Annotated in this window: 12 protein-coding genes and 1 tRNA gene; 4 read left to right on the top strand and 9 right to left on the bottom strand. The window is 33.9% G+C overall.

Features of this window, described 5'->3' with window-relative positions:
* Nucleotides 1–19 precede the first annotated feature (19 nt).
* The 4 genes from J2W95_RS05250 to J2W95_RS05235 all read right to left on the bottom strand — a co-directional run bounded on the left by J2W95_RS05250 (nucleotide 20) and on the right by J2W95_RS05235 (nucleotide 4,733).
* Entirely contained in the window at nucleotides 20–688 is a 669-nt protein-coding gene (locus tag J2W95_RS05250) for a DNA alkylation repair protein (RefSeq protein ID WP_310004673.1), read from the bottom strand.
* 79 nt (nucleotides 689–767) lie between these two features.
* Nucleotides 768–2,453 carry a gamma-glutamyltransferase gene (gene ggt, locus J2W95_RS05245; RefSeq protein ID WP_310004672.1) on the bottom strand — a complete coding sequence of 562 codons (1,686 nt, stop codon included), beginning with the start codon at nucleotides 2,451–2,453 and terminating at the stop codon, nucleotides 768–770.
* A 13-nt stretch (nucleotides 2,454–2,466) separates the two neighbouring features.
* Nucleotides 2,467–4,152, bottom strand: coding sequence for a gamma-glutamyltransferase (gene ggt / locus J2W95_RS05240; protein WP_310004670.1), 1,686 nt, complete (start codon nucleotides 4,150–4,152; stop codon nucleotides 2,467–2,469).
* Nucleotides 4,149–4,733, bottom strand: coding sequence for an acyl carrier protein phosphodiesterase (locus tag J2W95_RS05235; RefSeq protein ID WP_310004667.1), 585 nt, complete (start codon nucleotides 4,731–4,733; stop codon nucleotides 4,149–4,151). Before J2W95_RS05235 ends, ggt (J2W95_RS05240) begins: the two co-directional genes overlap by 4 nt.
* Nucleotides 4,734–4,931: 198 nt before the next feature.
* Here J2W95_RS05235 and glmM point away from each other — a divergent pair, with 198 nt between their 5' ends.
* On the top strand, nucleotides 4,932–6,320 hold the full coding sequence (gene glmM, locus J2W95_RS05230) for a phosphoglucosamine mutase (protein WP_310004665.1): 1,389 nt from the start codon (nucleotides 4,932–4,934) through the stop codon (nucleotides 6,318–6,320).
* A gap of 200 nt (nucleotides 6,321–6,520) precedes the next feature.
* Here glmM and J2W95_RS05225 read toward each other — a convergent pair whose 3' ends face one another.
* A complete protein-coding gene (locus tag J2W95_RS05225) occupies nucleotides 6,521–8,734 on the bottom strand; it encodes a S9 family peptidase (RefSeq protein WP_310004655.1) in 2,214 nt (737 codons plus the stop codon).
* 171 nt (nucleotides 8,735–8,905) lie between these two features.
* Here J2W95_RS05225 and J2W95_RS05220 point away from each other — a divergent pair, with 171 nt between their 5' ends.
* Complete coding sequence (locus J2W95_RS05220; RefSeq protein WP_310004652.1) at nucleotides 8,906–10,393, top strand: aminotransferase class V-fold PLP-dependent enzyme; 1,488 nt, start codon at nucleotides 8,906–8,908, stop codon at nucleotides 10,391–10,393.
* A gap of 127 nt (nucleotides 10,394–10,520) precedes the next feature.
* Here the strand turns inward: J2W95_RS05220 and J2W95_RS05215 are convergent, their stop codons facing one another.
* Both J2W95_RS05215 and J2W95_RS05210 read right to left on the bottom strand, forming a co-directional pair.
* The gene (locus J2W95_RS05215; protein WP_310004650.1) at nucleotides 10,521–11,399 is read right to left on the bottom strand and encodes a lysophospholipid acyltransferase family protein; all 879 of its coding nucleotides are present in this window, start codon (nucleotides 11,397–11,399) and stop codon (nucleotides 10,521–10,523) included.
* Between the two features lie 99 nt (nucleotides 11,400–11,498).
* Nucleotides 11,499–12,368 carry a lysophospholipid acyltransferase family protein gene (locus J2W95_RS05210; RefSeq protein ID WP_310004648.1) on the bottom strand — a complete coding sequence of 290 codons (870 nt, stop codon included), beginning with the start codon at nucleotides 12,366–12,368 and terminating at the stop codon, nucleotides 11,499–11,501.
* A 120-nt stretch (nucleotides 12,369–12,488) separates the two neighbouring features.
* Here J2W95_RS05210 and J2W95_RS05205 point away from each other — a divergent pair, with 120 nt between their 5' ends.
* The gene (locus J2W95_RS05205; protein WP_310004646.1) at nucleotides 12,489–13,127 is read left to right on the top strand and encodes a rhomboid family intramembrane serine protease; all 639 of its coding nucleotides are present in this window, start codon (nucleotides 12,489–12,491) and stop codon (nucleotides 13,125–13,127) included.
* A gap of 27 nt (nucleotides 13,128–13,154) precedes the next feature.
* Nucleotides 13,155–13,844 carry an SIMPL domain-containing protein gene (locus J2W95_RS05200; RefSeq protein WP_310004644.1) on the top strand — a complete coding sequence of 230 codons (690 nt, stop codon included), beginning with the start codon at nucleotides 13,155–13,157 and terminating at the stop codon, nucleotides 13,842–13,844.
* Nucleotides 13,845–13,892: 48 nt separating this feature from the next.
* On the opposite strand, the gene J2W95_RS05195 is transcribed toward J2W95_RS05200, so the two are convergent.
* Together J2W95_RS05195 and J2W95_RS05190 are read right to left on the bottom strand one after the other, a co-directional pair.
* Nucleotides 13,893–15,338: an amino acid permease gene (locus tag J2W95_RS05195; protein ID WP_310004642.1), complete on the bottom strand. Its 1,446-nt coding sequence runs from the start codon at nucleotides 15,336–15,338 to the stop codon at nucleotides 13,893–13,895.
* A gap of 80 nt (nucleotides 15,339–15,418) precedes the next feature.
* Nucleotides 15,419–15,499: transfer RNA gene (locus J2W95_RS05190), tRNA-Tyr, on the bottom strand.
* Between the last annotated feature and the right edge of the window lie 404 nt (nucleotides 15,500–15,903).

Here is a 15,903-nt window from a genome sequence, read left to right as displayed (position 1 = left end):
TGGATAAAAAACATCTATTTTATTTTATATTTTTCAAAGCTTCTTTTTTACTCAATTTTTTCAGTTTGGAGACTGATACGAAATTTTCTACAGCTTCGGAATCTGTTTTGGCAAATTCCCGCAATGCCCAGCCAATGGCTTTTTGTATGAAAAATTCAGTTGATGTTTTATGCTTTTCGCAAACGGATTTCAATAAATCAAAATTTGTTTTTTCTTTATAGCCTAACTGAAAAAGAATGACGCTTCGATTCAGCCACATATTTTCGGAATTTGAAAAATGAGAGATAACAGCATTTGTTTCTAAAGGAAATTGCTGCAAATAATCTCCCAAAATAAATTTAGCTATAACATCAACACTATCCCACCAAGAGTTGTTAATTATGATTTTTTCGATTAGCTGAATATCTTCTTTTATATAATTCTTTTTCATGCTTTTTATCAAAATTTCTAGGGCACAATAATGAAGCTCTCGTTCTTTTTTGGAATATAGAAACAATGCTATTTCTCTTGGGTTATCAGAAACTTCTTTTTGATTTTCTATCCAAATTTTTTTAAAAATCTGTCTTCTTTCTTCTGTTTTAATTCCAAAAAACTGAAAATTATTTTTCATGTATTTTGACATAGCAACTGCATTTTCGGCATTGCTATTTTCTGTAAATGCTTTTTCTAAAGAAGGTATAAAATTCATGGCTATAACAATTTCAATAGCAATATCAATGAAAAATCAAAAATCTATTTTCTAAATTCTTTATTCTGAAATCTGCAATCTAAAACCCAACCGCCTTATCATCACCTCTATAATCAGCACCTCCTTCAATTTTACCGTCAGGTAGAATCAAAATAGCATCTACTTTTCCAATTACTGGAGTTGTTTTTTCATTGATGATATATCCTTTGGATTTTAATTTTTCAAAAGTGTTTGTATCGAAAGTATTGGGTTCAAATGTGATAACATCTGGTAGCCATTGATGATGAAATCTCGAAGCATTCACGGCTTCCTGCATTCCTAAATTGTATTCATAAACATTGAGAATCGTTTGTAAAACCGAAGTAATGATGGTAGATCCACCAGGTGAGCCAACAACCATAAAAAGTTTTCCGTCTTTCTCGACAATTGTGGGTGTCATGGAGCTTAGCATTCTTTTTTGTGGAGCTATACTGTTGGCTTCATTTCCAACCAATCCAAACATATTGGGTTCGCCGGGTTTGGAACTAAAATCATCCATTTCATTATTTAGAAAGAAACCCAATTCATCACAATAATATTTTGATCCATAACCGTCGTTTAAAGTTGTGGTTGCCGCTATTGCATTTCCAAATTGATCCACAATCGAGTAATGAGTTGTTTCTGTACTTTCATTATAAGTTACTTTTCCTTCCTTAATTTCAGAAGATAAAGTAGCTTTATCTAAATTAAAACTTGACATTCTTTGTTTTAAATAATCATCAGCCATCAAGCCTTTCAACGGTATTTTTACAAAATCTGGATCGCCTAGAAAATAGCTTCTGTCTGCATAAGCTCGACGTTCTGCCTCCACAATTACCTGAATCGATTCATCTGAATTGTGTCCCATTTTGGATAAGTCATATGGCTCAATCATTTTAAAAATTTGTGCCAAACAAATGCCACCACTACTTGGAGGCGACATCGAAATGACTTTTAAATCTTTGTATTTAAAAGATAGGGGAGTTCTCCACTTAGCTTCATATTTAGCCAAATCATCCATTGTGATTATGGAACCTTTTCCTTGAAGATATTTCACCAAGGTTTTGGCTGTTTGCCCTTTGTAAAATTCATTTTTCCCATTCTTGGCAATTCTTTTTAGCGTTTCAGCCAAAATCGGATATTTAATAGTATCGTTTTGCTTATAAATTGCGGCGAATTTGGTGTTTTCTCCATTAGCCTTAATAATAGCAGCTCTATAATCATTTAATCTTTTTTCTTGTCTTTGAGTAACAATCACACCTTTTTCAGCTAATGCAATTACGGGTTTCAAAATTTCGGACATTGGAATTGAACCGTATTTGTCATGTATAGCAAAAACACCGGCAATAGTACCAGGAACTCCAATTGCTAATGGGCTTTCTGTACTTTTTCCTTTGATTACTTTTCCGTCTTTGTCCAGAAACATATTTTTGGAAGCTGCCAAAGGTGCTTTTTCTCTATAATCTAAAGAACCAATTTCACCATTTGCTTTGCGAAAGACCATAAATCCTCCTCCTCCAAGATTTCCGGCATAGGGATAAGCTACTGCCAAAGCTAATTCGGTGGCCACCATAGCATCAAAAGCATTTCCACCTTTTTGCATAATTTCTGTTCCAATTTTGGAAGCTTCTTCACGTGCCGAAACGACCATAGCTTTATCTGAAATAAGACCTGTGGTTTTTGCTGTATTTGTTTGTGAAAAACTATTCAAACAAACAAATAGTATTAAAATAGATGCTTTTTTCATTTTCTTAAATCAATTAATATCCAGATGCATTATTGTCTCCTCTTTTATCAGCACCGCCTTCTAATTTGCCATTTGGAAGCACCAAAATAGCATCAACTTCACCAATAATTTGGTTGTTTTTTTCATTGATGATATAGCCTTTCTTTTTTAAATCTTCCAATAATGATTTTGAAAAAGAATTGGGTTCAAAAACGATTTCATCAGGTAGCCATTGATGATGAAAACGTGGTGCATTGACAGCTTCTTGCATGCTCAAATCAAATTCGTAAACATTCAAAATTGTTTGTAAAACCGAAGTTATGATAGTGGATCCTCCAGGAGTTCCAACGACCATAAATAGTTTTCCGTTTTTCTCAACAATAGTTGGAGACATAGAGCTTAACATCCTTTTTTCGGGTGCAATGCTATTGGCTTCTGATCCTGTCAGACCATATAAATTGGGCACTCCGGGTTTGGCACTAAAATCATCCATTTGATTGTTTAAAAAGAATCCCAATTCATCACAATAGATTTTAGAACCATAATTGTCATTTAGTGTTGTAGTTACCGAAACTGCATTTCCCTTGGCATCAACTATAGAATAATGGGTTGTTTGCTTACTTTCATAACCTTGAATTATACCATGAGCAACATCAGAAGATTTTGTAGCCTTATCAAATGAAAAATTACTCATTCTGTTTTTTAAATAGGTTGAATCTTGCAATTCTTTCATTGGAAGTTTTACAAAATCAGGATCTCCTAAGAAATAGTTTCTATCGGCATAGGCTCTTCTTTCGGCTTCGGTAATCACCTGAATGGCTTTTATGTTATTATGTCCCATTTCGGCAAGATCAAAAGGCTCAACCATCTTCATAATTTGATTCAAACAAATACCGCCACTGCTAGGAGGAGACATCGAAGTTATCTTTAAATCTTTGTAATTAAAAGTGATAGGTGTTCTCCATTTTGCTTGATATTTTGCCAAATCATCAAGAGTAAAAAGACCTCCTTTTTTTGCTATAAAAGAAACTAGTTTCTGTCCAGTTTCACCTTTGTAAAATTCATCTTGACCATTTTTTGAAATTCGTTTCAATGTTTCGGCTAAAGCCAAATATTTAATAGTATCTCCAACTTTATATACTTTCGAAAATAAACTATTTGGGCCGTTTGCTTTTATAAACGAAGCTCTGTAATCTGCAAGACTTTGTGCTTGAAATTGGGTAACTATAACACCTCTTTCTGCCAAAGCAATAACTGGTTTTAAAATTTCGCCAATAGGTAAAGAACCATATTTTCTATGTACTTCAAATACACCAGCAATTGTTCCGGGGATTCCTGAAGCCAAAGCTGTTTCTGTACTTTTTCCATCAATAACTTTTCCTTTTTCATCCAGATACATATCTTTTGATGCTGATAAAGGTGCTTTTTCTCTATAATCTAGAGCGCCCGTTTCTCCATTGGCTTTTCTGAAAACCATAAACCCACCACCGCCAATATTTCCAGCTTGTGGGTGGCTTACCGCCAATGCCAATTCGGTGGCAACCATAGCATCAAAAGCATTTCCGCCTTTCTGTAAAATTTCAACTCCAATTTTTGATGCTTCTTCTCGAGCCGAAACGACCATAGCTTTCGAAGTCACTTGACCTGTAGGTTCAACTATTTTTTCATTGGACTTGCAACTTAAGAACAGTATTGTGGCTAAGAATATTATTTTCTTCATAAAGTCATTAATTTTTGTTTTGAATGTATTCTTACGTCTTCAAAGAATGTGATAAATTCTTGTTCGAACTCGGTGTAGAATTCAATTAGCTCATTAGATGAGAATCTCATTTTAGACTCGTTTTTGGTTCGGCCGTCCATTTGTGTCAAAATTCTACTAATTCCCCCGATAGTTTGATAACTTACAAGCCAATTGTATTCAATCATATAGGGCATCATTCCTTTCGTTCTTTCAGATAAAAAATCATAATTATCACGTAACGATTGGTAAAAATGATTTGTAAAATCAACCAAACTTTCATCCGAATAATTATTCCAGTTTTTTGCTAGAAAGTGATCGTAAAACACATCTACAATTACACCAGCATAATGATGGTATTTATCGTGTAAACGCTTAGTGCTTTTCCTAAAAATTGGATGCGCATCGGTATAAGTGTCAATAAAACGATGCAAAATAATTCCCTTTTGTATCTCTAAGGGGTAATTCTCAAACTGTTTCCCTCTTATTCCATCAGCCATAAAGTTTCCGATTTTTATCAAATCATTGTCTCCTGATAAATAGATGTGGGCTAGGAAGTTCATTTTTATGGAATTACTTAAGGTTCTTAGGTATTGAGATTCTAAGTTTTCTCTTGTAAATGTATAAACTTTTAATTTATTAATTCTAAAATATAATTTTCAAGGACCAATCTTATCAGAACTAAATTTTATAAAAACATAGAAACTTAGAATCTCAGTAACTTTTTTATATTTGTAGCAAATAACCATTAATTCAAAAAAATGACTTTAATAAAATCAATATCCGGAATTCGAGGAACGATAGGAGGGAAAGTAGGAGACAATTTAACTCCGGTTGATGCCGTAAAATTTGCTTCCGCGTATGGAACTTGGCTGAAAAATTATTCTAAAAAAGATAAGTTAACTGTTGTAGTAGGTCGTGATGCCCGTATTTCGGGCCCTATGATTCACAATTTGGTTATTAATACACTTGTAGGATTGGGAATTGATGTAATCGATTTAGGTCTATCGACAACTCCAACTGTAGAAATTGCTGTTCCATTGGAAAAAGCAGATGGTGGAATCATTTTAACTGCCTCACATAATCCAAAACAATGGAATGCATTGAAATTATTGAATGAGAAAGGTGAATTCTTAAGCGGTGCAGCCGGAGAAAAAATCCTTGAGATCGCCGAAGCCGAAGCTTTCGATTTTACAGACGTGGACAGTTTGGGTGAAATCACTATAAATGATGCCTACATGGATATTCACATCGACGAAGTGTTGAACTTGCCGTTGGTGGATGTTGAAGCTGTAAAAGCAGCTAAATTCAAAGTGGTTGTAGATGGCGTGAATTCATCTGGAGGAATTATTATCCCTAAATTATTGGAATTGATGGGCGTTGAAGTAGTAAAATTATACTGTGAACCAAACGGACATTTTCCTCACAATCCAGAACCTTTAAAAGAACATCTAACGGATATTTCAGAGTTAGTGGTTAAAGAAAAAGCGCATTTAGGAGTTGTAGTTGATCCAGATGTGGATCGTTTGGCTTTTATCAGCGAAGACGGTGAAATGTTTGGTGAAGAATATACTTTGGTAGCTTGTGCAGATTATGTTTTGAGCAAAACTCCTGGAAATACAGTATCTAATATGTCATCTTCTCGCGCATTGCGTGATGTGACCAACAAACACAACGGAAGCTACGAAGCCAGCGCAGTAGGTGAGGTGAATGTGGTAGAATTGATGAAGAAAAATAATGCAATCATCGGTGGAGAAGGTAATGGAGGAATCATTTACCCAGAATCACATTACGGTCGCGACAGTATGGTGGGCGTGGCTTTGTTCCTGACACATTTGGCTAACAAAAAAATGTCGGTTTCGGCTTTACGTGCTTCCTATCCGGAATATTATATGAGCAAAAACAAAATAGAGTTGACTCCGCAACTTGATGTTGATGCTATTCTTGTTGCAATGACCGAAAAATATAAAAACGAAGATATTACCACAATTGACGGTGTGAAGATTGACTTTGCCGATAATTGGGTTCACTTAAGAAAATCAAACACTGAACCAATTATTCGTATTTATACTGAAGCTGCTACCCAACAATTGGCAGATTCTCTAGCACTACGAATTATCGACGAAATTAAAGCTGTTGCTGGAATCTAATAAATTTTGAAGGAGCGAATGAATAGGCTTTATCGGTACACATAGTTCCTGCTGTCCACTATATTCCATCTCGTTGAAAAAACGAGAAGGGATACCGCTACCATCAGGGCTAAAAAGCTGGCATAGTCTATTTTTGGAAATATAAAAGAAAACCCGACTTAGGTCGGGTTTTGCATTTATTAAAAGTTTTGTCTGGAGTATTATTTTCCGCCAGGAGGACAATACATTTTTAAATAGTTAGTGTAAAGTGTTGACAAATGTTCCTGAGTGCCTTCGCCTTCCGAAATGCTGTGCGTGCGGTTTGGGTAAGGCATAAACTGGAATTGTTTGTTGTATTTAACCAATTCATTAACTAACATTTCCGCATTTTGGTAGTGTACATTGTCATCACCTGTCCCGTGAATGTAAAGTAGATTTCCCTGCAAGTTTTTTGCGTAAGTAATAGGGGAGCCATTTACAAAATCTTCCATATTTTCTTGAGGCAAGCCCATATAACGCTCCTGGTAAATATTGTCATAAGTCAGCAGATTACCGCAAGCAGCTATTGCAATTCCAGTTTTGTATATTTCAGGATATTGAAACATAAGATTTAAAGTAGCCGATCCACCACCACTCCAGCCCCAAACAGCCACTCTTTCGGGGTCAACAAAATTCCATTTTAATATTTCTGTAGCTGCCATGGCCTGATCTTGGATGTTTACTTTACCTATTTTTCTGTAAATAGCTTTTCGCCAAGCTCTTCCTTTTGGAGCAGGTGTGCCTCTATTGTCAAGAGAAATGTAGATATAGCCATCTTCGGTCATGTCTCCATTGTAAAGAAAATTTTGACTAGCTCCATAGCCGTCAGCAACCGTTGCTCCAGCAGGTTCAGTATAAACATAAAACACTACTGGGTATTTCTTTTTAGGGTCGAAATTTTTAGGTTTTACCATCCAACCATCCATTTCAATACCGTCTTTGGTGGTGATTTTGAAAAACTCGGTAGTTGGTTTTTCCTGAAGTTGAGTCAGTTTTGAATTAATACTTTCTTTTTCGTTCAGAGGTTTTTGATTTTCAACCAATATTGTTTCACTTGCAGATTTCGTAAAATGATTTGAAAAGGTATGCGTAGCATATTTTCCGTTTGAAGAAAAATTATAATTATGTGTTCCCTTTAAAGCTGGCGGGGTTAGTAATTCGGCATTACTGGATCCATTTAGTTTGGTACGATACAAATATTTTTGTGTGGCATTATTGGGTGAAGCCAGAAAATAGACATAACCATTTTTAGCGTCTGTATATTTCACATCAATGATATCAAAATTGCCTTTTGTTACCAGATTTTCTGATTTTCCATTCAATGGAATCTGATACAAATGTCTCCAGCCGTCTTTTTCTGAAGCCCAAAGAATACTTTTGTTATCATTTACCCAAGTAAAATTATTAGTATAGTCAATCGCATAAGGATTTCCTAATTGGAAAACATCAACCCAGGCTTCATCCGACTCTTCATTGATAACCTTACTGTTTCCATTGGATGCATCTGCTACATACAGTTTGCTGTTGTTTTGCTTGCGGTTAAGTTGTTGAATAATTAAATTGTTTGTTGCAGGAATGAATTCCATTCTGACAATATAATTTTGATTTTCCACTCCTGGGATTTTCATCCAAGTTGTTTTAGCGTCTGCCAAGGTTACAACTCCCACTTTACAAGCTGAAGGATCTTCTCCAACCACAGGATATTCTATTGGAATTACCTCAGAGTAAATGGCAGCCGTATTGTTAATCATATAAAATTTCTTAATACTGCTGGCATCGATTTGCCAATAAGCAATCGATTTGCTGTCAGGACTCCAACGAAAACCATCTCTACAGGCAAATTCTTCTTCATATGCCCAGTCAAAAGTGCCGTTTATCATTGTTACAGAACCATCTGTGGTCAAAGGTTTTATTTTGGAAGTAGCCAAGTCTTCCGCATAGACATTATTGTTGCTTACATAAGCCACCGATTTGCTGTCAGGAGATAATTTAGCAAACATTAAGGAAGATTCAGGCAATGTTTTCCCTAATTGTGTAAGATTACCACTTTTAAGATCCAAAACCCAGTAATCGCCTTTTGTGTTTAACCTCCACACTTTTTTCGTATTGGTAAATAGTAACACTTTTTGTTGGTCTTCTGAAAAAGAGAAGTAACTAATCTGCAATGGAGTCGAACTTCCTTTTGGTGTCAGTTGACTGTTTGAGATGATAATTTTGGATGCATTTTGGGGTAAAGAATATTCCGAAATTTCATTTTTCTCAATACGATAATACGAATTTCCATCTCGGGACCACTTTTGAGAATAGGAGTTTAAAGAAATTAATAGGGTCCAAACGGAGACGAACAATGTTTTAAGAAACGTTTTGTCCTTGAAAGTAAATCGACTTGATTTCATAGAGGTTATGGAGTTAATTTATAGATTAGTTTTTAATGGTTTTAATAAGGTTATGACATTTAAAATGTAAATATAATTCAAAAAGTATAGTGTTTTAAAAAATTACAATATGCACTTATGAAATTGGCTTTTATATATTAAATGTTATATTTACAGCCAAATTTGAACACGATGATTGCTACAGAAAGATTGACAGATTTAGAATTATATTTTCAACAATTCCGCGAAAACATTATAGGAATAAACCAAGAGTTTGAATCGCCTTATGGCCAAAAAAAAATAATCTATACCGATTGGACAGCCAGTGGCCGTTTGTATCGTCCGATCGAAGAAAAGTTGATGAATGAATTTGGACCTTTTGTTGCCAATACCCATACAGAAACTACCGTTTCGGGAACAGCAATGACCAAATCGTACCATCATGCCCGTAACATCATTAAGCATCACGTCAATGCGAATTCAGATGATGTTTTGATAACGGATGGAACCGGAATGACAGGCGTTGTCAATAAATTTCAACGTATATTAGGTTTAAAAGTACCTGAAAACCTTAAAGATTATATCAATATTCCAGCCGAAAAAAAACCAATTGTTTTTATTTCGCACATGGAGCATCATTCCAACCAAACTTCATGGCTTGAAACCATTGCCGATGTTGAAGTTATTCCTTCATGTGAGGAAGGGCTTTTTAGCATTGATAATCTCGCCGTTTTATTGGATAAATACAAAGACAGAACTTATAAAATTGCCTCCATAACTTCTTGTTCTAACGTAACTGGTATTAAAACGCCTTACCACGAAGCTGCCAAACTGATGCATCAGCACAACGGGGTTTGCTTTGTGGATTTTGCCTGTTCTGGTCCTTATGTAAAAATAGATATGCATCCGGAAGATCCAGAATCATATTTGGATGCAATTTTCTTTTCTCCTCACAAATTTTTGGGTGGGCCGGGAACTTCTGGAGTTTTGGTTTTTAATAAAAAATTATATCACAACATGGTGCCAGATTGTCCTGGTGGAGGAACTGTTTCCTGGACAAATCCTTGGGGTGAACATAAATACATAGACAATATAGAAGATAGGGAAGACGGTGGTACTCCAGGCTTTCTTCAAGTAATCAAAACGGCATTGGCTATTCAATTGAAAGAGCAAATGGGAATTGAAAATATTCTCAATCGCGAACACGAAATCGTGGAATATGTTTTTGACTCTTTGGGAAATATTCCAAATATCAAGATTCTTGCGGGACAACACCATAATAGATTGGGAGTGATTTCATTTTTTATCGAAGATTTACATTTTAATTTGGGTGTAAAACTATTAAATGATAAATTCGGAATCCAGACCCGTGGAGGTTGTAGTTGTGCGGGTACTTATGGACATTTTTTATTGCATGTAGATCAGGAAGCTTCAAATAAATTGATTGATGAAATTAGTTTAGGAGATTTAATCCGAAAGCCAGGTTGGATTAGAATGTCGATACACCCAACTACCACAACTGCCGAAATTGAATATGTTTGTAATAGCATTAAATCTCTAGCCGAAAGTCATAAAAATTGGACTTTGGATTATGATTACAATAAAGACACCAATGAGTTTTTACACAAAAACTCCCATGCAATTGAAGATACGTTAGTTCATGATTGGTTTTCTCTATAAGAATCTAAGAAATTAAGATTCTAAGTTTTTAAGAAATAAAAAACTCACCCTTTCAAGTTAGTTCTTTTGAAAAGGTGAGTTTTTTTTTAATCAAAATTTTAAATTCTGAAATCTGCAATCTAAAATCTTAAATACTATTTCTTCTGTATTTCCATCTTTTGTGTGTCCACAAATAAAATTCAGGGGCTTCATATATTTGTTTTTCCAAAAGTTTTAGGTACTGATCAGTAAGTTTAAAATTTGGAACCTCTTTTGGATTATCAGAAAGAATTTCCAGAGTAGCTTCGTAATGACCTCGTGATACTTTTTTGGTATTGAGATAGACGAGATTCATATTGTACCTTTTTGATAACATTTCGGCACCTACATGAACTGGAACTTCAATTTCCATGAATTTTGACCAATGCATTGCTCCTTTTGCCTTAGGAGATTGGTCGCTGGCAAAACCATACAAAGCCAATATATTATTTTTATTGTTATTAATTATAGTAGGAACTGTCTGTTTGGTCGTGATTAATTTGGCATTAAATCTAGAACGTATTTTACGGACTAATTTATCAAAATAGGGATTTTTTAGTTGTTTATAAATTCCATACCCTGCAAAATCAGAATAATAATTCATCGATATAATCCATTCGTAACTGGCATAATGCGAACAGATAACAGCTACGCTCTTTCCCTGTTTTTCAAGTTCTTTATAAACTTCAATATTTTTAAAAACAAATCTATTGCAAATTTCTTCTTTGGAAATATTCATGGTTTTTACCATTTCAAGAAACATATCACACATGTGATGGTAGAATTTTTTTTCTACAATTAATCGCTCTTGATCAGATAAATGAGGTAATGCTAAAAATAGATTTTCACGAACAGTTCTTTTACGATATCGAATAACTCGGTATACGATGAAATAAACAAAATCAGAAAACAAATATAATAATCGAAAAGGAAGCATCGAGATTAACCAAATTATTGGATAGGCTAGTATATATATGAGATATTGCATTTATTTAAAATTTATACAAATATAAATAAATAATCTTTTTCCGAATTGTTTGAAATTCGAGAATCACCAATTATATAATCTCACAACCTTTTGAATAAACTATCTTTTGTGTTTCCAACGCTTGTGTGTCCACAAGTAATATTCTGGAGATTCATAAATTTGCTCTTCAACACGTTTTAAAAATAAATCGGTCAATTCATAGTTGGGTATTTCTTTTGCATTTTCTGAAAGCACTTCCATAGTTGCTTCGTAATATCCACGTTTTACTTTTTTTGTTTTAAGAAAAATAACATTCATGTTGTATTTCTTAGAAAGCATTTCGGCACCTGTATGCACTGGTACTTCAATTCCCATAAATTTAGTCCAATGATGGGCGCTGTTTTCTTTTGGAGATTGATCACTGGCAAAACCGTAGACAGACATTTTTTTATTTCTGTTATTGGTTATAATTGTAGGTATTGTTTCTTTGGTAGTAATCAAAGTCGCATTAAATTTGGAACGAATTGAATGAACTAATTTGTCAAAATGAGGGTTTTTTATTTGTTTATAAATACCGTAGCCGTGAAATTTTGTGAAGTAGTTCATTGAGACAACCCATTCATAACTCGCGTAATGCGCACACATAATAGCAATACTTTTTTCTTGCTTTTCTAGTTCAGCATAGACTTCAAAATTTGTAAAAACATATCTTTTGCAAATTTCTTCTTTGGAAATAGTCATTGTTTTTATCATTTCAAGAAACATATCACACATATGGTGATAGAATTTTTTTTCAACGATCAAACGCTCATTATCGGATAAGTGGGGTAGAGTCAGAGCTAAATTGGCTCGTACTGTTTTTTTTCTGTAACCAATAATTTGATAAACAATAATATAGACGAAATCTGAAAAAAGATAGAGTAATCGAAAGGGTAACATTGAAATACACCAAAGAATAGGGTAAACAATTAAATAAACAATGTATTTCATTTTATATATTTTTTCAAATATAGTTTATTAAATTACATATGGAAATAGTTTATGATTTCTTTATTAATACAAAATATAATATTAATTAGATTTACACTAAATTTTAAAAACCTACTTTTTATGAATGCCATTTTGATTGGAATTATTGTCGCCAATGTACTGATAAGTTATAAAGGATTTAACGATCTTTCTTTTTTTAGAAAATATGAATTCCATGTTGGCAGTATTCGCGCAGGAGAACAAATCCGAATGATTTCGTCTGGATTTTTACATGTTGACATGACACACTTGTTGTTCAACATGCTAACTCTTTATTTCTTTGCTCCAGTTGTTACAAATTATTTGGGAAATTTTTCATTTGCTCTAGTTTATTTTGGAAGCTTGATTTTTGGAAGTTTATTGACTATGCTTTTTCACAACGATGATTACAATTACAGAGCTGTAGGAGCATCAGGAGCTGTAACTGGAGTTTTGTATTCTGCTATTTTGTTGCAACCTGATATGATGTTGGGTCTGTTTTTTATCATTCCAATTCCTGCTTATCTATTTGGAATTATCTATTTATTGTATTCTATTTATGGAATGCGATCCAAAAATGACAATATTGGTCATACGGCTCATTTTGGGGGAGCTATGGGTGGCTATTTAATTACTCTCCTAAGAAATCCTGAATTAATACAAGAACATACTTTAATGACCGTTTTACTTGCTATTCCTATTGTTATTCTTTTTGTAATGGCAAAAATGGGTAAACTATAAATTTTTAATCTATAAAAAATAAATATTATGAAAAAATCAATTTTGTTTGTCATCTGTCTATTTACTGTTTTGGCGTACAGCCAAGAAATTAAACCAATTCCTCAAGTAAACGTATCGGGTGAAGGAAAAATAAAAGTAGTTCCAGATCAAGTTACTATTTTGGCCACAGTGGAAACCAAAGGAAATAATGCTAAAGAAGTAAAAAAACAAAATGATCAGCAAATGGAGGCTGTCTTAAAATTAATTAAAAGCATGAATTTGGCTCCAGCAGATTATAAAACCAAAAGAGTTTCCTTGAATCCACAATATGATTATGAAAAAAAGAAACATTCTTATAACGCTACACAAACTGTTGAGATTTTGTTGAGAGATTTGTCAAAGTATGACGAATTAATGGAAGGTTTGGTTGATCAAGGTATAAATCGAATTGACAATGTGACTTTTCAATCATCAAAATTGGCTCAATACCAATCAGACGCTCGCAAACAAGCGATGAAAGATGCTAAAATTAAAGCAGAAGAATATGTGTCTGTTTTAGGGCAAAAAGTTGGCGTAGCAATAACTATTACTGATAATTCACAAACATACTATCCGCAGCCAGTATATGCCATGAAATTGATGGCAATGGAAGCCGATGGTGCATCTCCTAGACAAACAATGGCCGCTGGAGAGATTGAGATCATCGCCAATGTAAGTGTGAGCTTTAAACTAGAGTAAAGTCGGTTTGTTATAAAAAAAAGTGCTTGAATTTTCAAGCACTTTTTTTTATGATTTAGTTTCGTTTCGAAGTTTGCTTCTTTTCTTACCGTAAAAGAAATAAATTAAAAAGCCAATTGCTAACCAAACAAAAAGTCGCAACCAAGTGTCAAATGGTAGGGAAACCATCATAACAACACAAGTAATAATTCCTAAAATAGGAACAAGGGGAACGAATGGAGTTTTAAACGGGCGCTCTAGATTAGGTTCTTTCTTGCGAAGAATTAAGATTCCTAAGCAAACCATAACAAATGCTAATAAAGTACCAATACTAGTCATTTCTCCAACGACACTAATTGGAACTAGTCCTGCAAAAAGGCTGATAAAAATGCACAAAACAATGTTCGATTTATATGGGGTATTGAATTTAGGATGCAATTCCGAAAAAACTTTTGGTAACAATCCATCTTTACTCATTGAATAAAATACACGTGATTGTCCTAATAAATCAACTAGAATAACCGAAGTATAACCAATTAAAATGGCTAAAATGACGGCAATTCCTAACCATTCATACGGTGTATTTGCTATAGCAATAGCAACAGGAGCTGCACTATTTTTAAATTCAGTGTAATTTGCCAATCCTGTCATGACATAACCAAATAAGATGAATAAAACGGTACAAACAAGTAATGAGCCAATTATTCCAATAGGCATATTTCGTTGTGGATTTTTTGTTTCTTGTGCCATTGTTGCAACAATATCAAAACCAATAAAAACAAAGAAAACTACACCTGCTCCTCGCAAAACGCCTGACCAACCAAATTCACCAAATGTCCCCGTATTGTTCGGGATGAAAGGATGATAATTAGCAGGATCAATATATTGCCAACCCAAAGCTATAAAAACGATCACAACACCCACTTTTAAAGCAACCACTACAGCATTGAATAAAGCAGATCCTTTTGTACCACGAATAATAATTGAAGTAATTAAAGCGATAATTAAAATAGAGGGTAAGTTTACAATACCACGAACAATGCTTCCGTCTGCTAATGTGGCTGTTTCAAAAGGCGATAATACCAATTGTGGTGGAATGAAAATATCAAACTTTTCCAGAAATTTTACCAGATATTGCGACCAGCTTATTCCGACCGTTGCAGCTCCAACTGAATATTCCAGGATTAAATCCCACCCAATGATCCAAGCAAAAAGTTCTCCTAAAGTTGCGTAAGCATAAGTGTAAGCACTTCCCGAGACAGGAACCATAGAAGCAAATTCAGCATAACATAAAGCGCTAAAAGCACACCCAACGGCTGCAATAACAAAAGAGAGTATTACGGCAGGGCCAGAATTGTTGGCTGCAGCTATACCTGTTAATGAAAAAAGACCTGCACCAATAATTACACCAACACCAATGGCAACTAAATTAATTGCACCTAAGCTTCGTTTTAATGAATTTTTCCCTGTATTTTCTGCTTCAAATTTTAAAGCTTCAATTGATTTTTTTAACATACTTAAATAAATTTACAAACTATATGGATATAGTAGAACTATAAGTGAAAAAAAACGCTTCAATTTCTTGAAGCGTTTTGTGGGGAGAGCAGGATTCGAACCTGCGAAGTTCACACAGCAGATTTACAGTCTGCCCTCGTTGGCCGCTTGAGTATCTCCCCAAGCCTTATTTGGTAGCGCTTATTGCGTTATCCGGGTGCAAATATAGAGACTGTTTTTAGTTTTACAAACTTTTTTTGCACTTTATTTTAGTATTATTTTTAATGCATTGGTATTGAATAAAATAAAAAATGTCTTTATTGAATATTTTTTATTTTGATATCCAAAAAGGCTTGATATCCTTGATGATTCTATGTTTTACAACTCCATTATCTCTTAAATTATATAATAAGTCTTTTAGATTAAGTAGAGATTTAACATTGTATAATTTCAATCTTTATTAATAAAATGATTAATATACTGATGAATAATTTTTGGGTGAATAGAAGCATATCTAATATGTTTGCCCTTTTAAATAAAAAAATCTCCACGAGGGAGATTTTTTTATTTTGGAATACTAAAAGGA

This window comes from Flavobacterium granuli, from assembly GCF_031456055.1.
In the GTDB taxonomy this organism is placed as follows: domain Bacteria; phylum Bacteroidota; class Bacteroidia; order Flavobacteriales; family Flavobacteriaceae; genus Flavobacterium; species Flavobacterium granuli_A.
The sequence above is the reverse complement of the archived record's forward strand: the minus strand, read 5'-3'. Positions and strand labels throughout refer to the sequence as shown.